This is a genomic window from Bacillus sp. SD088, assembly GCF_017355205.1.
In the GTDB taxonomy this organism is placed as follows: domain Bacteria; phylum Bacillota; class Bacilli; order Bacillales; family Bacillaceae_C; genus Lederbergia.
The window spans coordinates 1-18,208 of sequence record NZ_JADIJK010000035.1 but is presented as its reverse complement, the minus strand read 5'-3'; the positions used below and the strand labels follow the sequence as shown (position 1 = coordinate 18,208).

Below are 18,208 nucleotides of genomic sequence, written 5' to 3'. Positions count from 1 at the left end.
ATTGTGGATGAAAAATGTGGATAACTAACCCTTCCTTTAAATAAAAGCCTATAACACTAGGAATATATTAATTTTGTGGATAACTATATCAATGGATGTGTATAATGTGGAAAAGTTTAAAGAATCCTTTTATGATCTTGTTGATAATGTGTATAAGTTTGTGGATAATTATTATACTGCTAAAATCAACAACAAAAAGAGGCTGAGATAAAAGTATTTTCACCAAAGAAAAAAACGAACTGAATATACTCGCTCCGGAAATATATTTCGCTTTCCGCGGGCGAGTGGCAAGCCTCCCCAGGCTTTCGCCCTCCGGGGTCTTGCCTAACTCTCACTTCCCGCAGAAGTCTACGTATATTTCCTTCGCTAAGGTAATACATTGTTCTTCTTTGGAGTTTAACATTTTAGTTATTCCCAGCCTCTATTCCAATTGTTCCGCAAGTTCTGTCCACTCTTCTAATAGTTGTTCAATCTCTTGTTTTAATTTTTCACTTTCAGTATTAATAGATAGGACTTGCTCATGATCTTCGAATACATCCGGCAGGCATAATTGTTCTTCCAGCTCAGACACTTTTTCTTCTTTATCATGCAATTGCTGTTCCAATTCCTCGAGTCTGCGTTTTCTTTGTCTTTCGAGCTTTTTCAATTCCTTTTCTTCTTGAAAAGAGCGTTTGTTTGATTGAACCTTTGGCTCGGCTTTTTGTTGTTGTTTTTCTGCTAATTCCGCTAATTCTTTCATTTCTTGTTTTTTATCCACATAATAATCATAGTCACCTAAATACTCAGTTGTCTGCTCTGTGGATAACTCAATCACTTTTGTTGCAATTCGGTTGATAAAATAACGGTCATGGGAGACAAACAGCAAAGTACCTGGGTAATCCACAAGCGCATTTTCCAATACTTCTTTGCTATCTAAATCCAAATGATTGGTTGGCTCGTCTAATATCAGCACATTTGCCTTTTCTAACATAAGAATGGCAAGGGCAAGGCGAGCTTTTTCTCCTCCGCTTAAAGTAGAAACAATCTTTTGCACATCATCCCCACTGAACAGGAAATTTCCGAGCACTGTGCGAAGTTCTTTTTCTTCTTTTAACGGATAATGATCCCATAATTCTTGTAAAACCGTCTTATTGGACGATAATTCTGCTTGTTCCTGATCATAATAACCAATGAGCACATTGGTGCCATAATCAATTTGACCTGAAAGAAGCGGAAGTTTTCGAATAAGTGTTTTTAGCAAGGTCGATTTTCCGACGCCATTTGGTCCAACTAACGCAATACTATCTTGCCGATCCATATGAAAATGAATGTTTTTCGCTAAAGGCTGTCCATTATAGCCAATCGTCGCTTCATTTATTTTTATCACATCATTGCCACTTGGTCGCTCAATATCAAAATGGAAAGTAGCGGATTGTTCCCCACCACTAGGACGATCGAGGACCTGCATTTTTTCTAATTGCTTACGCCGGCTTTGCGCCCTTTTCGTTGTCGAGGCTCTTGCTAAATTTCGTTGGATAAAATCCTGCATTTTAGCAATCTCGTCTTGCTGTTTTTCAAAATGTTTCAAATCACGTTCATAGATTTCTGCTTTTTTTGTTAGATATTGACTATAATTCCCATGGTATTTGATCATTTCATGTCTGGATAACTCATACACTTGGTCAACGACTTTATCAAGAAAATAACGGTCATGAGAAACAATTAATATCGCCCCTTCATAGCCTTGCAAATATTGTTCGAGCCAAGATAAAGTCTCGATATCCAAATGGTTGGTTGGTTCGTCCAAAATTAAAATATCTGGTTTCATTAGCAAAAGCTTTGCTAAAGCTAATCTTGTTTTTTGTCCGCCACTTAATGTAGAGATCTTTGTTTGATAATCCTCTTCATAATAGCGCATGCCATGTAAAACAGAGCGAATATCTGCTTCATATTGATAGCCGCCAGCTGTTTTAAATTTTTCCTGCAAACGGTCATATTCTTGGAAAAGCGAATCAGCGAGCTGTGGGTTTTCGTAATGGGCAGGATCTGCCATCTTTAATTCTAATTGGCGGATTTCCTTTTCCATTTTACGAACTTCAGCAAACACCGTTAGCATTTCATCCCAAATGACCTGATTGGATTCTAGTCCTGTGTTTTGCGCTAAATAGCCGATTGTAACACCTTTTGGACGAACAATTTGTCCGGAATCATAAGAAAGTTGACCGGCAATAATTTTTAAAAGAGTTGATTTTCCTGCACCATTACGCCCTACAAGCGCAACTCGATCACGTGATTTCACTTCTAATTTTATATTCGATAATATGCATTCCGCACCGAAATACTTTGTAATTTGTTGTAATTGCAATAACATCATCATTATTCACTCCTATGAACAGTTTACAATAAGGAGCAGGGAGGGAGCAATCTTTGCTCGTTCAGTATGCTAGCAGAAGGTCAGGAGAATTAGAAAAAGACAGCTTGAAGAAAATAGTGTATGATAATAGGAGAGGTTACTGCGTGAAAAAATGAACAAGTTGATAAAATAACACACGCATAGCGAACTTGCAGTCCGATATCGTCAGCGATTTAAGCTATGAATAAAGGTTTGCTTATAGGCAAACAGGAAAACTCAGCACACGATATAGAAGATAAAGATACATCCTTTTGAATGGTTGACAATGCTTAAATTAAGGAGGGTGAACGATGAACGTAGAATCAATGAAAATTCCCCAGGCAACGGCAAAACGTTTGCCTCTTTATTATCGTTTTATTAAAAATTTACATGCGTCAGGAAAGCAACGGGTTTCCTCTGCGCAATTAAGTGAAGCTGTGAAGGTGGATTCTGCCACCATTCGCCGTGACTTTTCCTATTTTGGTGCCCTTGGAAAAAAAGGGTATGGTTACAATGTGAATTATTTATTAAATTTCTTTGCGAAAACCCTAGATCAGGACGAGCTAACAAAAGTAGCTTTAGTCGGCGTAGGGAATCTTGGTACAGCCTTTTTGAATTATAACTTTTTAAAAAATAATAATACAAAAATTGCCATGGCTTTTGAGGTCGACCCTGAAAAAATTGGTACAACCATTAGTGACGTACCGATATATGACTTAGCCGAGCTTGAAGATCACTTAAATAAAGAAGCGGTGAGTGCCATTATTTTAACATTGCCCTCTCAAGTAGCTCAGCAAGTGACAGATCGATTGATCAAAACCAATGTAAAGGGAATTTTGAATTTTACTCCAGCTCGATTAACAGTTCCTCCATCTATCCGAGTTCATCATATTGATCTTGCTGTAGAATTGCAGTCACTTATTTACTTTTTGAAGAATTATCCCACCCCTGACACGGAAAATTCACAAGAAATAGAGTCAGAGGATAGATAATTCTCGCCAAATCAGCTAAAATGAGTAATATAAAAGGAGGTGGGCGCAATTATGGTGGGATGGGGAAGTATACTCATCATCGCATTTGTTGCAGTCTTAATATTTGGCCCGAAAAAATTACCAGAGCTTGGAAAGGCAGCAGGTAGTACGTTGCGTGAATTTAAAAATGCAACAAAGGGACTCGCAGAGGATGACGACAAGGACAAGAAAGACGCCGACCGTTGATGGGATGAAAAATTGTGATGAATCAGAATGATAACATGAGCATTCTCGAGCATATAGAGGAATTAAGAAAACGGCTGATGATTATCGTCGTTTTCTTCGTATTGGCTTCACTCATTGGTTTCTTTCTTTCCCAGCCGCTCATCCGTTTCCTGCAGGATGCAAGTGCTGTGCAAGAATTAGTGATGAATGCCTTTAAACCAACAGATCCTTTTAAGGTATATATGCAAATGACCTTTTTGATTGGGATTCTACTTACTTCTCCTGTTATCCTATATCAGCTTTGGGCGTTTATTAGTCCAGGACTATTAACGAAAGAAAGAAGGGTCACATTAAGCTATATTCCGGCATCTGTTCTATTATTTTTAGCAGGGATTTCTTTTTCTTATTTTGTCTTATTTCCGTTTGTAATTCAGTTTATGTTCAATCTATCTGGAAATATGGGGATTGAAACCACGATTGGGATTAATGAATACTTCCAATTCCTATTTCAAATTACCCTCCCATTTGGCATACTTTTTCAATTGCCAGTGGTGATTTTATTTTTAACAAGACTAGGGATTATCACCCCTCAGTACTTATCTAAAATTCGTAAATATGCCTATTTTGTCTTATTGGTGATTGCTGCTTTTATTACACCACCAGATCTACTCTCTCATATGATGGTAACCGTACCTTTACTTATTCTTTATGAAATAAGTGTCTGGATTTCCAAAATCGGTTATAAAAAAGCACAAAAAGCCAAGCAAATAGTAGAGCAAGAAGAATAAGGATCAAAGGCTTTGATAGTAAAGCCTTTGATCCTCTTCATTTTTTACTATTATTTTTAATACGAAAATGTAGTTTGATTAATCGGAAGCCGGCTCCAAAGTCAAGAGTCGCGAAAATTAGGAGAACATAAACGAAAAAGCCCCAATCATTACTGATCACCTGTTGAATGGCAAAAATCGTAAAGGTAATGCCTAATGCAATATAGATCAAACCAGAGAAAAATGGTGACCTCATAAAAAGATCCCTCCAATCCACGCTTGCACTTGTTCGGGAACCTGCCTTAAGTCTTCCGGATTAAGAAAAAATGCATTGATCGTCACCAGTGTATTCATCAGCATATGCGAGATAATCGGGACAATAATTCTTTTTGTTTTGACATATAAGAATGAAAAGGTAAAGCCCATTGCCGCGTATAAAATTAAATGTGTCGGTTCCATATGGGCGATCGCAAAGGCGAGTGAACTGATAAGAGCTGCTGCCCAAAAAGGAAATCGATTATATAACACGCCAAAAATGACTTTTCGAAAAACAATTTCCTCCAGAATAGGACCAATTAAAGAACTTGCGATAATCACCATCGGCATCATCTCAATCATGTCCATAATCTGTTCTGTATTCTCTGAACCAGGATCAATCCCAATAAGATATTCAAGTCCAGCTGCAGCAATTTGTGCAATTAAGGCAATAAACACTCCAGCGATTCCCCAAAGAATGGAAAGGTTTAATGGAAGAGGTGTATCCTTCTCTATGTTCGTGTAAGGCTCAGCTCTTCTTAGAATAAGTAAAATGACGATTAACCCTAATATAAAGCTTAGGATTGTCCAAATACTTGTAGACCGCATAAGCATTGTATCTTGAGGAACGTCAAAGGCTAAGACGCCTAAAAAAAACAGTAGAGGAACGCCAATAAAGGCAGATAAGTGCATTGCCAAGAAAGCAATCACGATATATAAATATTTTTTATTCATATAAAAAGTCCCTTCTTATCATGAGTCAAATAAAAACAGGTGGGGTTCTTTATCCCCCTTTTATTATCAATACTCCCCTACGACTTCCCTTATGCGAGAAAGGGATGATCGGGCTATAAAGACGTAACTTATATTTTACTAATAAACACTGAGCCATTCAATTTAAATGACTTTTGTGGGATGGAAGAATCCCCCTTGAAAGAATGGAAAAAAATAGGGAATCCATTGCTAGCAGCTCTTGAAAAATTATGGAGAGAGCTGAAGAAAGATTTTTTTCAAAAAAGAAAGCTTAGGGCTTGCAAAATAGTTATGAATTCATTATGATAATAACTGTGTTAGCACTCGATAAGGTAGAGTGCTAATAAAAATATAATAATCTACATACTTATTTAAGGAGGTTGTTTCACTTGTTAAAACCATTAGGTGATCGCGTTATTATTGAACTAGTAGAGTCGGAAGAAAAAACTGCAAGCGGTATCGTCCTTCCGGAAACAGCAAAGGAAAAGCCACAAGAAGGGAAAATTGTTGCGGTTGGTTCTGGTCGAGTACTAGACAGCGGTGAGCAAGTTGCTCTTGAAGTCTCTGAAGGTGATCGCATTATTTTCTCTAAATATGCTGGAACAGAAGTGAAATACCAAGGAACAGAATACTTGATTCTACGTGAATCTGACATATTAGCAATCGTTGGTTAAGTTTTATTAAACTTTTAGGGAGGTTATTCGATTATGGCAAAAGAAATGAAATTTTCAGAAGATGCACGTCGTGCGTTGCTTCGTGGTGTTGACCAATTAGCAGATGCTGTAAAAGTAACATTGGGACCAAAAGGACGTAATGTTGTTCTTGAGAAAAAATTCGGTTCTCCACTTATTACAAATGATGGTGTAACCATTGCAAAAGAAATCGAACTAGAAGATGCATTCGAAAACATGGGGGCAAAACTAGTCTCTGAAGTAGCAAGCAAAACGAATGATGTAGCAGGGGATGGAACAACAACGGCTACAGTACTTGCCCAAGCAATGATTCGTGAAGGATTGAAGAACGTTGCTGCGGGTGCGAACCCTGTTGGCGTGAAAAAAGGAATCGAAAAAGCAGTTGCTGCAGCAATTGAAGAGCTACGTGCAATTTCTAAGCAAATCGAAGATAAAGACTCAATTGCACAAGTTGCGTCTGTTTCTTCTGGTGATGAAGAAGTTGGCCAACTCATCGCTGAATCAATGGAGCGAGTTGGAAAAGACGGTGTTATCACAATCGAAGAATCCAAAGGTTTTGCAACAGAGCTTGATGTTGTAGAAGGAATGGAATTCGATCGTGGCTATGCATCTCCATATATGGTAACAGATTCTGATAAAATGGAAGCCATTTTAGAGGATCCATACATTCTAATTACAGACAAAAAGATTGCCAATATCCAAGAAATCCTTCCAGTTCTTGAGCAAGTTGTGCAACAAGGTAAGCCTCTATTGATGATTGCAGAGGATGTAGAAGGTGAAGCTCTTGCAACACTTGTATTGAACAAAATTCGTGGTACATTCAACGTTGTAGCGGTGAAGGCTCCTGGCTTTGGTGACCGTCGTAAAGCAATGCTAGAAGATATCTCCATCTTAACTGGTGGCCAAGTGATTACAGAAGATCTTGGACTTGATCTAAAATCTGCTACAGTTGATTCACTTGGACGTGCTTCTAAAGTTGTCGTTACAAAAGAAAGCACGACAATCGTAGAAGGAAATGGCGATTCAGCCGAAATTGGAGCACGCGTTAACCAAATTCGTGCACAAATCGATGAAACGACTTCTGATTTCGATAAAGAAAAACTACAAGAGCGCCTAGCAAAACTTGCTGGTGGTGTAGCCCTAATCAAAGTTGGTGCTGCGACTGAAACTGAATTGAAAGAGCGCAAACTTCGTATTGAAGATGCTTTGAATGCGACTCGTGCAGCAGTTGAAGAAGGGATCGTATCCGGTGGTGGTACAGCCCTAGTCAACGTCTACCATAAAGTAGAATCCCTTCAAGAAGAAGGCGATGTAGACACAGGTGTGAAAATCGTACTTCGTTCCCTAGAGGAACCAGTTCGTCAAATCGCTCATAACGCTGGTCTAGAAGGTTCTGTCGTTGTAGAACGTCTCAAGAGAGAAGAAGCAGGCATTGGCTTCAACGCAGCGACAAACGAATGGGTTAACATGATCGATGCCGGCATCGTAGACCCAACAAAAGTAACACGTTATGCCCTTCAAAACGCGGCTTCCGTAGCATCCATGCTACTTACAACTGAAGCTGTTGTAGCCGACAAACCAGAAGAAGGCGGCGGCGCTCCAGCAATGCCTGATATGGGCGGCATGGGTGGAATGGGCGGCATGATGTAATAAGCCGTCTGAACCCTTGATATGAGTGGGTTTTGATGTAAGATGAGAGTGAAATGCTAACATTTTGCTAACATTGAGGTTTTTAACGGAGGCTTCTCATGAGTTCACTGAACTTTTGAGAGGCTTCTTTTTTCATATCTTGTGTCACATGGAGATAAACATCTTTTGTTATTTGGTCATCTGAATGACCGAGTCTATCCATGATTTGTTCAAGTGCTACACCCGCTTCTGCTAAGAGTGATGTGTGCGTATGTCTTAGAGAATGTGGTGTTAATTCCCGGTTCAGATTGGCAAGGCGTAGCAACCTTTTCATACGATTCTGAACGGTCTTAATGACGATGGGATAACCGTGTTGTCGTTCCAATTTTGCAAAGATGAAGTCTTTGTTATAGTAAGCATCCCCTAATTGTTTAATCACTTGATTTTGAACCTCTCTATGCTCCTTCAAAGCGTCAATGATTTCTTCATCTACAATAATTTTACGTCGAGACTTTCGTGTCTTCGGTGTGACTAGTAAATATTCTAACGTATTATTTTTCGGATTATAATACGTTTTTGAGATGTTGATTGTGTGATTGATAAAATCAACATCTTTCCACTTGAGAGCGACTAATTCGCCAACTCTAATCCCTGTGTAGGAGAGTATTAGAAACATTAAATAATCATGTTCAAGTCCATAATCCTCCGCTGTTTTTAGAAACAGAGCAAGTTCTTCTTTTTCGAGATACTTTGGAATTTCTTCCTCTTCCAACTGTTCAATTGTTTTCTTTTCCTTCTTGAGATCCATAAGGGTGGTCACCACAACTTAGCCGTTGCTTAATCATCTTACTTTTAAGAAATTAATATCCACATGGGTAAAGGGAACTATTTGTTTGGAGTTATTTGGGATTGGAAAAGAATTAACGAAATATAAGTCAGTTATTAGATTCGAACCTAAAGTCGATGTTACTTTATATGAAGGGGCTTTCACGTTATAATAATGTATAATTGATATTGGAAATGTCATATGAATAGACAGATTAATAGGGACAGATGTCCTAATTCAATAATGATTACTTTGAATTTCATTAATGATAGATATAGATGTGGAAAACAGGAGGTAAAATAGATAATTGCGGAGGAAGCTAGTTATACAGACTCGTCAAGTCGTAATGATATTAAGGCAGAGTCAAAATTAATCTTGTTTTAACGCTTGCTGAAAACTATAAGATATATAAGGTGCAAACATAGATGTACCTTGTATAAGAAGAGATGCTTGTGCATCTCCTCCCTGTCTGAAATACAAGTTGCACTAACAACTTAGTTAAAATTATCGCCAGTAATGTACGAAATTATAAGCATCGGAAATTATTTTAATTAGGAAATATAAAAAAGAGATGTCACCGTACCCCTTCTATGACCCAAAATGCACTTAACAACTGTTTATTATGCAGTGTAATCTAATAGTTACTAATTATACTATTTATTCTATTGAATATTATATCTATAGGAGTTTAGTTGAATGAAAAATATATTAGGCTCAGAGTTGAGAGAACAAGCAGGATCAGATAGTTATAATCGTTTTGATTACCAAGCTCATTGGATTGTTTATCATATGATAAACGAGTATAAGATGAACACAGAGTTTTTTATCTTTTGTGAATTCCACGATGATATGGCAAAAACAACCCTTTCATCAAATCCCGATTGTGCTGAATTCTTCCAAATTAAGACAACTGAATTGTATAAAGAATGGACACTTTCTAGACTTACCAAAACAACCAAGAAAAGTAACGGAGGTGTAAAACATTCATTTTTGGGATTTATTTTTTACAACTTTTTGAAATTTGAAGATGAATGTAGCAAATGTCATTTTGTCTCAAATATAAAAATGGACAAACAAATAAGCTCATGGCAAGCAATTATAGAAGATGAGAAAAGTTTAAAAAAAGAGGATGAAAGTATTTATAAAGAAATTAGGAATTCTTTACGGAAAGAATATAAAGACTTAGAGCAGGTAAAGTTTGATTTTGTATTTGACAAGTTTATCCAAAATACATTTATATATCATGGGGATTTACCGTTAGAAAATTACGATAAAGTAGTTGCTGGTGAATTCTTTCATATGCTTGATAATAAAGAAATTTTTACGTCAAATAGTAATAAAATTCTAAGAGATATTATTGAGGAAGTAAGGAAAAAAAGCAAGAAAAAAATAGCTATGCCAATCAGTTATAAGTCATTAAAAGAAGCTAAAGGAATATCATCTTCTATTTTTACAAAGTTGAAAGAACAAATAAACACCACACCTCATAATTCTGAAATGTATGATCAGATTGAAGAATTTTTAGGAGACAATGATTATCCTGTTCAGCAATGTAGACTTATTGTTAGGCAATTAAAGAAACATCATATGAGAATGCTAGATATTAATAATTCACTATATCAGGACACTACTAACAAAGTATTAGAAATTATTGATACAACCCTAGAAGAAAATTATGATAAGATTTCTGATTTAAAATTTCTAAGTAAAAACGTTCACGCAAACTGTGAAGGTGCTTTATTTGAAGATAGTAATTTTAATAAAGTATTGGTGGAGGCATTATTATATGAAAGACTCTTATCTACAGGATAAATCTTCTAAGTATAAACGTCTTATTAGAAAATTAAGATTGCTAAAGGAAGGTATTATAAATGAAAAGGCTATTAATAAGGAAATTGATAGTAATAAGTGATGGTGAAGAAAAATCAAAAGAGGTAAGCTTTAGTCAAGGTTTAAATATTATTATCGGCGAAAATAAGACGGGGAAGTCATCTTTAATCAAAAGTATTTTTCATTCCTTGGGTTGTGAAGTGAAACTAGAGGGTGATTGGAAAAAATTAATAGATTCATATTTGTTGTTTTTCATATATGGGGATAATGAATATTGTGTAGTTCGGCAGGGCAAACAATTTAGATTAATTGAAATACTAGATGATAGTATGAAGTTGCTTGTTGATACTTTGCATTTTCATGAATATAGTAATTATCTAATGAGAGAAATTTTTGGTATAAGCATAGATCTATTAACTAAGGATGAGGATACTGTTAGTATAACTCCCCCGCTATTATTTAGATTTCAATATATAGATCAGGATAGAGGATGGAACAAGATAGGTGAAAGCTTTACAAATACTCAATATATTATAAATTGGAAGGACTACACTAATAAATACATTGTTGGATTTCAAGGAGAAGAGTTCTATAAAACAAAAAAGGAAATAAACCAATTAAATAAAAAAATTGACCAACTAAAGTCAAAATTAAATCATTATAATGAATTGATAGAAGAATTTGAAGTGTTAAATTCAAGTGTGGAGGGAACCTATACTCCCCCACAAACAGATTTAGAGTTAGTAAAAAGATTACTCAAAAATTTGACCCAACTAGAGAAAGAAAGATTAAGGATACATAACAGTTTATCTAATTTGAAGAACGAGAGATATGAAAAAACGCAGTCATTAGAAATTTTAAAAAGGAACATTCACTCTTTGAACGACGATCATCAGTTTGCAATGGAACAGGATGATATTATTTTATGTCCTTTTTGTGGGAAAGAGCATAAAAATTCTCTTGAGGAACGGGTAGAAATCATAAAGGATATTCAGGTAGGGAATCAATTGATAAAACTAAATAGGGATGATTTGAAAAAAATAGAAGGTAAGGTCTCTGATTTAGAGAAGGAGTATCATGCTGTAAACTCTAAATATGTAGAACTTAAAAAGAATCTTGAGAGTACACAGAGTGGGGCTTCTGTAGTAAATACATATCGTTACGAAGGAAAAAAAGAATTAATACATAAAAGTAAGGAAGAAAGTAGAAAGGTAAGAAGAAAACTTGAGGAAGAACATTACAAGTTCTTAAATAAAGATGAGTATTTGAAGGAATTAAATTCAGAAGAAAAGAGAAAACAAGTATATTCAGAATTAAAAAGGCATTATAAAATCGTAATGAATAAGCTGAATATCCCCCTATCTTATATGAAGTTCAGGGATTTTGTTCAGGTATTAAACAAAACCGGTAGTGAATTACCTAGAATTATATATGCATACCATATTGCTTTGTATTTATTTAACTTAGAAAAAGGTAAGAATATTTTTAATTGGCTTGTTGTAGATACCCCTAACCAACAAGGACAAGATGAAACAAATTTAAAAAATATTGATTTAGTATTAGATTTGGTTTTGTCAGAGAAAGGTCAATTTATTATTGGGACTGAAAGAAAGACAGGATTTGAGAATAAAGCAAACCAAGTTATAAAATTGACTGAATATAAAAGATGCTTATCCAATGAAAAGTATTTGGAACACAAAGAGTTGCTTAGCAAATTTGATGATTTATAAAAAAAATAAAGTCAAATTCTCATTAGGTGTATAAGCTCTGGCATTCCACCTATCTGGAATTGTAAATAGTGATGTCAGCAAACACATCGATCATATCATCCCTTTAAATTATCAAGGCAATAATAGAATTGCTGGAACTAATGATGCCTCTAACTTTCAACTACTGTGTGATACCTGTAATACATCTAAAGGATCAAGAAACACGGCAACAAATTTAATGAGTATTTCTTGGTGGGATTGATTCAAAGTATAATAAGGGGTGAAATTATGAATGAAGTAGTTCATAAAGCTGTTTCTGAATGGGTAGAAAATTATTTTAATGATATTTTACTATTGCATATAGATGATCAAAAATTTGTATTGCAATTTTTGGGTGATAAAAAAATTGCAGTTGATTTTAAGGAGCTATTTAAAGACGATTATAGTAATCTTTTAGCTTTAAAGTCCCCGGATAGTTTAAAAGACAAGGACATTAATTATTATATAAAAAAAGATGATTTTGATTTATCCATTTTTAATAATAAATTAATTAAATTTCCATGTGTGGGATTCAAATTTGGTGATTATATAGAATTATTCTTTGATTATGGTAACGTTAGTTATAATGATGATTACAAGATAAAGGAATTTTTTATTGATGAAGTGGGTGTCAAGGTAGGGGTGCCTTCTGAAAGTTTTCAACTAGTCTTCAAACAATTAGAAGATGATAAATATTTGGGCGATTGGGAGATGAATGAGACAATAAAATTATCGGGTGTCGATAATTCTAATTACAAAAGTATGGTTCAACAAGCTTTATTTTACATAGGGTATTGTAATCCTTCGGTACATACTGACGAATATCCAAGAATTCGTGCTTTTAGTGGGAAATATTATAATATCTCAGGCTATGAATTTGATGAACAAGAGCAAATGCAATTAACTTTTAAACAAGAAATAGAAAAAGGGGTATTCAATAAAATTAAGTTTCCAGAAGTAATTAGTTTTTATAATGCTGCAATAAGTATAAAGGAAGAGGAAGTTTCATTTTTATATTTTTATAAGGTATTAGAATACTTTTTTATAATAAATCAAAAATCTATATTTATTGAAAATATTAATACATACAAGATAAATAGTGAAATAAATGATTTTATAAGTGCTACTAGTAAAATTTACAAACAAGGTGAAGAGGAATTATTAAATTATTTATTGAGTTCAATTGGGAATGAAATAGATAAACTTATGATATTTGCACAAAAGAGCGGTTTGATAAGAGAGAATAAGATAGAAGAATTTTCAAAAGGAATTTATATTTATAGAAATAGTATTGTTCATGGGAAAGGTGACTATAAATTTAACTTAAAGATACCTGATGATATTGAGAAGAAAAAAGAAAATTTATGGAATTCTATAATACAGGAAATTGCTCACATTTTGATTTTTAAATATTGCCTTGAGGTTGATAAGAAATACTCGCCATATTTTGAATGTGATATATAAGTGTGTAGGACAGTGGCTTTAACGTATTAAAGCTACTGTATTTATTAAAGAGCTTTATTGTTGAATATCGACCTTATCATATCGATTGACCTCCGTATTAATTACTTAGCTGTAGCACTAAAGTACTATGAGACAATTATCCTAACAGAGAAGGTGTACGAAGTTGAAGGAAAAGCAAGAAAGAGTTATTTTTTCAAAAGAAGTATATGAAATACCTAGTATAGATAGTCTTAATGTTGAGTTTAAATTAAATAACTCAACAGTTTATACCAGAGATAATCTACTTATTGTTGAAAGTATAAGAACAATTGAAAGTATTGATAGTCGAAATTAATCCTACCAAAAAAATAGAAGGCGCTTCTTTTTTATTAGAAGGGTCAGACTATTCGGGGGACTTAAATTTATTGCTTGAGAAGCTGAAAGATAAACGTTTCAAAACATTAATAATTACTTTATTAGATAGATGGAGAAAAGCGCTTTATATGGTTTCTGAAAGTGAAGTGGATACTCTTTATGACGAAGCAATTCTAACACATTTTCATATTCTAGAATTACTTGTAAGCTACTACTATAATGATTTTAAAAAGGAAGCTACTGATGAAATAGAACGTTTTTTAACCTTATTCTCTAGGGAAACACTTAATCAAAGTGGTAAAGCTAGTGAAAATACAATCAATTCTAAATTAAAGATCTTAAAGGAAGTATTAATTAGTGAAGAAGCCTCAATCATTACAAAGATAAATTACTTTTTAAAAAGGCACTCTATGTTAGATGAACGCACCTATTCTTTAATTAATAAAATTGTTAAGTCACGTAATTCCATAGCTCATGGCCGAATGTCATACAAAGAAAAACTAATCTGGCCACTCCCTCCTTTCTTCAACATTACAAGTGATGAGTCTCAAATGGTTATCTATCAAATTCAGATATTGACAGCCAGAGCCGTTGCTGTACATATGGGTTTAGACGCTTGGAAAGAAGCATGGGAGTCCATGCATGATACCTTACCACCATCAGATGAGGTACTTATGAAGTTTATTAAAAATCCCGATGAGCATATAACTGGCTCTGACCTTATTGAAGGTACTTATAAAAATATAACTGTGGAATCGTTAGTAGATTACTATATTGCTAATAAAAGTAAATGTAGATTGACTGAATTAGAACAAGCGATATCTAAAACGTTGTTTGAAGTACCAATAAGCGAGGATAATAATGAATCATTATTCTTAGCGTCAGTATTGTTATGTGACTCGAAAGATGAAAAATTATCTAGTATTTCAAAGAGAAACGTGAAGCTTGTTCATAAATATGACTGGTATGGATATTCCAACATAAAGGATATAGTACGCTATTTTGATTTTCACGAAATAGAGGTTAAATGGTTATATTCATGGATTGAGAAAGGCGGTCATATTGAAGCAAAAAAGAGCTAAATATACTGGGGATTATTGGAAAGCACAATCCGAAGTGGACTGTAAATCACTTGAAACATAATAAGAAATACCAAAAAGTATATGGCTTGTAAATAAGTCAAAGAGACATCGAAAATGAAATGCAAAATGTTGGTATTGGATATCCAAGTAATAGGTGTAACAGTAATGTGAGGTATTTTGGGATTTACCTTTTCGAAGAGGATTTTGATACGGGTAAGCTGTATTCTTTCATTGGTAAGAAACGATGACTAATTGCGTAAGAAGGAAATTATTTATGATTATTTCCAATGCTAATTTTGTCATTACCGATCTTGCTAACATTTTGCTAACGCAATTCCATAAAAAACGGTAAATCCCCGTTAAAGATGTTACAGCCAAAAATATCCAAAACGTTGATTTACCGCACTTTTTTCACCTTTCGTTAACGATGTTACACACTCTCAATTCACGGGCGGCATGATGTAATAAACATCAAAAAACCCTATAATAGCAAGTCTGAATGGTCATGGGATTATCCTGTGACCATTTTTTGACCATATTTAGTCAAAATCGAGTACACCTTTCATGAGATTTCCGAACTTTTCGGCATCTCTTTTTCTACTGCTTCTGTTGTATGGAGATATACTTTTTTTGTGATATCATCATCTGAGTGTCCTAACCTTTCCATAATGCTTTCCAGACTAGCTTCCGCCTCAGCTAATAAAGATGTATGAGTGTGTCTCAATGAATGTGGAGTTAAGGATTCATTTAATCCGCATAATTTTAATAATCTCGCCATTCTTTGCTCAATCAACTTTATGTAAAGAGGATACCCTGGATATGTTCCGTTGTTAACGAAAATATCATAATATTCCTCTCTGGCAATTTTCTTTATTTCCTTATTTCTTTCTAAGACAGATTTAATGCAACCTACAACTAAATTGTCAATGTCAATTATTCTTCTTGATGACAAAGTTTTTGGAGTCACAAGTTGAAATGATCTAATATTATTAGTTGGATTGTAATATGTTTTTGTAATGGATAAAGAAAAGTTTCCATCATTTTTTTCTATTAAGTCGGTTTCTTTCAGTGTGCATAGTTCACCTACCTTAATCCTGTATAAGCGAGGGTGACAAACGTCTCGAAATCAAGCTAAGCCTTCTTTCTCCATATAGTTGTAATGACAACTTTTGAACAGTTAATTGAGATTAAGGATGAATCTGATCTCGTATACTACATTATTTTTTCTATAGTCCTAACTGTGATATGTCAGATATTTACTATTGTCATTTTTTATAGTCGCTCACTTTCTTTTGATTTTGTTGAAGGCTTATCCAAAATACGAAGTTAAACTTTATGAAGATAAAAAAGAGTACTGGGAAATTCGTAAAGTAACAAGAGAAAACAGAGTTATTCTTAATAAAAATGGACATTATATAACGTTGTCTAATGTCAAGGAGCCTGATAATAAAATAATTCGTGAAAAAATCAAAAAGAAAAAATAGTTATTAAGCATCTCACACGAGGTGCTTTATTTGGTGAACTTGGAATATGGCGAATAATGTCGAAGTTTTTAGAACGATCACTAAACCATGCATAGCTAATTTCTGGTACTATTGGTATGGGTCTATAGGGAATTAGTGAAAAAGGCAAACCACTTTAAAGATTGGGACGCAAAGCTACAGGTCTAAGGCGTAATGCTATGATGGCTGGGCTGCCTAAAATAGTCTTATTTTAGGGAGGTTTAGGGGTTATTGCTGATAATAGGGATTTAGACAAAGAATGGGTTGAGCTCATTAAAGAGGCTTTAGAATTTGGTATTACGGTTAAAGAAATTAGAGAGTTTATTGAAAAGAGTCCTTAGGGGCTCTTTTTCTTTGGCTAAATTTAGAGAGAAGGGGGCGGATCGCTTGGAGGTTGAAGATATGGACGTGTGGAAAAATCAGGTACAGCAGGACATAAACGATTAAAAGCAAGAACAGGGCCAAATAAAAAACGACGTGGAGGCATTAAAGATCAATGACAAGTTGCAAGATAGCGAGATTAGTTATCTGAGAGACATGTTAAAGGAAATCCGCAACGATACCCAGTGGATAAGACGTAAGGTCACGGGAGCAATCATTACAGCAATTATCACGGCTGTAGTCGGTGGGTTAGTCGGTATTGTGTTGACAAAATTATTCTAGGAGGAATTACCAATGAAACTAAACTGGAAAGTACGATTTAATAACCCTGTTTTTATTGCACAACTAAATATTAAAATCCGCCGCCAACATATGAAGTCCCAACAATGATTAAAAGAATAAACAGAACCACAATTAAAGCAAATCCAGTCCCATGTCCATATTCGCTCATAGTTAATCCCTCCTTTATATAAAATGTGCAATTTCGGAATTTACCAGCGACAAAAAGGCCCCCTCATTCTATGTTCAACGAATTCAGTTCTAGTGACTGGTCTGTAAATATGTCTAGGTACATCTACTACATTTAGACGATTAACGTGCACAACGGGATGGATAAGACAAACGATTGGCCTGTTATGGGCAAACAATTGAATCACCTCCATTCATTACTATTAAATGATTGAAAACTCCTTTTTGAAATGGACAAATACACGTAGAGGACTAAATTAGGTTAAAAATAGTTTTATGAACTATAATGACCACTAATCTAAGAGGATTGAATTTTGAATTGAACAGTTTAGGCCGCGGTCACTTTTTTATTTATATAAAATCCTCTTTATCACCAGACACTCCGTCCAAACAAATATGACATTTTTCAATAATATATGTATTAAGGTCGGCCGGCTTTAATATATATATAGGAGGTGCGATGAGTATATGTCTTATTATGACTATGACGATGATTTTGTAGGTGGAGAAAGAGATAGGCGGAGACGGGAAAGATTGATTTGCAAGTGTCGAGAAGTGCGGGATAGGGATGATTGTGATCGCGACCGCGAGAGATTCATTTGTAAGTGTCGAGAAGTTCGCCGTCGACATGATGATTGGTAGGTAGCACCTCCTTGCCTTTAAGCCCTTCTAATATAGAAGGGCCTTTTCAAGATGAAAAATAGCCCTCACGCTGGTGGTGACCCCCAAATGTTAGAGTAAAAAACTAGCACTTGGGTTTTTTTATGGCAAAGTTTAACTATGAGAAATTAGAAAAGAGAATTGAAGAGTCCATCCATTGGTACAACAATGAACGTTTAAAACTAAAATTGGCTGGATTAAGCCCAGTACAATACCGAACCCAGCCCAAC

The 18,208-nt window shown here is 34.8% G+C and carries 17 protein-coding genes, 1 pseudogene and 1 riboswitch; of the genes and pseudogenes, 12 read left to right on the top strand and 6 right to left on the bottom strand.

The features are described from left to right. Positions 1 to 421: 421 nt before the first annotated feature. Complete coding sequence (locus tag IPU53_RS22160) at positions 422 to 2,353, bottom strand: ABC transporter ATP-binding protein (protein ID WP_207453331.1); 1,932 nt, start codon at positions 2,351 to 2,353, stop codon at positions 422 to 424. A 329-nt stretch (positions 2,354 to 2,682) separates the two neighbouring features. Between IPU53_RS22160 and IPU53_RS22155 the strand changes: the two genes are divergently transcribed. The 3 genes from IPU53_RS22155 to tatC are packed head-to-tail and all read left to right on the top strand — an operon-like array spanning position 2,683 to position 4,355. Further along, a complete protein-coding gene (locus tag IPU53_RS22155) occupies positions 2,683 to 3,363 on the top strand; it encodes a redox-sensing transcriptional repressor Rex (RefSeq protein ID WP_207453260.1) in 681 nt (226 codons plus the stop codon). Positions 3,364 to 3,414: 51 nt separating this feature from the next. Further along, on the top strand, positions 3,415 to 3,588 hold the full coding sequence (locus IPU53_RS22150; RefSeq protein ID WP_207453258.1) for a twin-arginine translocase TatA/TatE family subunit: 174 nt from the start codon (positions 3,415 to 3,417) through the stop codon (positions 3,586 to 3,588). Positions 3,589 to 3,605: 17 nt separating this feature from the next. Continuing rightward, complete coding sequence (gene tatC / locus IPU53_RS22145; RefSeq protein WP_207453326.1) at positions 3,606 to 4,355, top strand: twin-arginine translocase subunit TatC; 750 nt, start codon at positions 3,606 to 3,608, stop codon at positions 4,353 to 4,355. Positions 4,356 to 4,392: 37 nt separating this feature from the next. Here tatC and IPU53_RS22140 read toward each other — a convergent pair whose 3' ends face one another. Then, on the bottom strand, positions 4,393 to 4,590 hold the full coding sequence (locus IPU53_RS22140) for a YdiK family protein (RefSeq protein ID WP_207453256.1): 198 nt from the start codon (positions 4,588 to 4,590) through the stop codon (positions 4,393 to 4,395). After that, entirely contained in the window at positions 4,587 to 5,324 is a 738-nt protein-coding gene (locus IPU53_RS22135; RefSeq protein ID WP_207453254.1) for a CPBP family intramembrane glutamic endopeptidase, read from the bottom strand. The genes IPU53_RS22140 and IPU53_RS22135 overlap by 4 nt, the downstream gene beginning before the upstream one ends. Positions 5,325 to 5,731: 407 nt before the next feature. Between IPU53_RS22135 and groES the strand changes: the two genes are divergently transcribed. Beyond that, positions 5,732 to 6,016: a co-chaperone GroES gene (gene groES, locus IPU53_RS22130; RefSeq protein ID WP_057994068.1), complete on the top strand. Its 285-nt coding sequence runs from the start codon at positions 5,732 to 5,734 to the stop codon at positions 6,014 to 6,016. 33 nt (positions 6,017 to 6,049) lie between these two features. Further along, positions 6,050 to 7,684 (top strand): chaperonin GroEL, encoded by a 1,635-nt coding sequence (groL, locus tag IPU53_RS22125; RefSeq protein ID WP_207453252.1) that lies wholly within the window; start codon positions 6,050 to 6,052, stop codon positions 7,682 to 7,684. Positions 7,685 to 7,766: 82 nt separating this feature from the next. On the opposite strand, the gene IPU53_RS22120 is transcribed toward groL, so the two are convergent. Continuing rightward, complete coding sequence (locus IPU53_RS22120) at positions 7,767 to 8,471, bottom strand: site-specific integrase (protein ID WP_207453250.1); 705 nt, start codon at positions 8,469 to 8,471, stop codon at positions 7,767 to 7,769. Positions 8,472 to 9,185: 714 nt separating this feature from the next. Here IPU53_RS22120 and IPU53_RS22115 point away from each other — a divergent pair. The 5 genes from IPU53_RS22115 (at position 9,186) to IPU53_RS22095 (ending at position 14,967) form a co-directional block, all read left to right on the top strand. Continuing rightward, positions 9,186 to 10,301: a dsDNA nuclease domain-containing protein gene (locus IPU53_RS22115; RefSeq protein ID WP_207453248.1), complete on the top strand. Its 1,116-nt coding sequence runs from the start codon at positions 9,186 to 9,188 to the stop codon at positions 10,299 to 10,301. 59 nt (positions 10,302 to 10,360) lie between these two features. Next, a complete protein-coding gene (locus IPU53_RS22110; RefSeq protein WP_207453246.1) occupies positions 10,361 to 12,049 on the top strand; it encodes a hypothetical protein in 1,689 nt (562 codons plus the stop codon). 37 nt (positions 12,050 to 12,086) lie between these two features. Then, on the top strand, positions 12,087 to 12,290 hold the full coding sequence (locus IPU53_RS22105) for an HNH endonuclease (RefSeq protein ID WP_207453325.1): 204 nt from the start codon (positions 12,087 to 12,089) through the stop codon (positions 12,288 to 12,290). A 26-nt stretch (positions 12,291 to 12,316) separates the two neighbouring features. Next, positions 12,317 to 13,531 (top strand): hypothetical protein, encoded by a 1,215-nt coding sequence (locus IPU53_RS22100; RefSeq protein WP_207453244.1) that lies wholly within the window; start codon positions 12,317 to 12,319, stop codon positions 13,529 to 13,531. Between the two features lie 308 nt (positions 13,532 to 13,839). Continuing rightward, a complete protein-coding gene (locus IPU53_RS22095) occupies positions 13,840 to 14,967 on the top strand; it encodes a hypothetical protein (RefSeq protein WP_207453242.1) in 1,128 nt (375 codons plus the stop codon). A gap of 562 nt (positions 14,968 to 15,529) precedes the next feature. On the opposite strand, the gene IPU53_RS22090 is transcribed toward IPU53_RS22095, so the two are convergent. Next, positions 15,530 to 16,018, bottom strand: a complete 489-nt coding sequence (locus IPU53_RS22090; RefSeq protein WP_441297450.1) for a tyrosine-type recombinase/integrase — start codon at positions 16,016 to 16,018, stop codon at positions 15,530 to 15,532. 566 nt (positions 16,019 to 16,584) lie between these two features. Further along, a riboswitch (cyclic di-GMP riboswitch) is annotated at positions 16,585 to 16,668 on the top strand. Between the two features lie 31 nt (positions 16,669 to 16,699). Here IPU53_RS22090 and IPU53_RS25360 point away from each other — a divergent pair. Continuing rightward, complete coding sequence (locus tag IPU53_RS25360) at positions 16,700 to 16,810, top strand: anti-repressor SinI family protein (protein ID WP_207453321.1); 111 nt, start codon at positions 16,700 to 16,702, stop codon at positions 16,808 to 16,810. A 392-nt stretch (positions 16,811 to 17,202) separates the two neighbouring features. On the opposite strand, the gene IPU53_RS22080 is transcribed toward IPU53_RS25360, so the two are convergent. Continuing rightward, a complete protein-coding gene (locus IPU53_RS22080) occupies positions 17,203 to 17,301 on the bottom strand; it encodes a YjcZ family sporulation protein (protein ID WP_207453240.1) in 99 nt (32 codons plus the stop codon). A 796-nt stretch (positions 17,302 to 18,097) separates the two neighbouring features. Between IPU53_RS22080 and IPU53_RS22075 the strand changes: the two are divergent. Then, a pseudogene (locus tag IPU53_RS22075) lies at positions 18,098 to 18,208 on the top strand (IS3 family transposase); the annotation flags it as partial.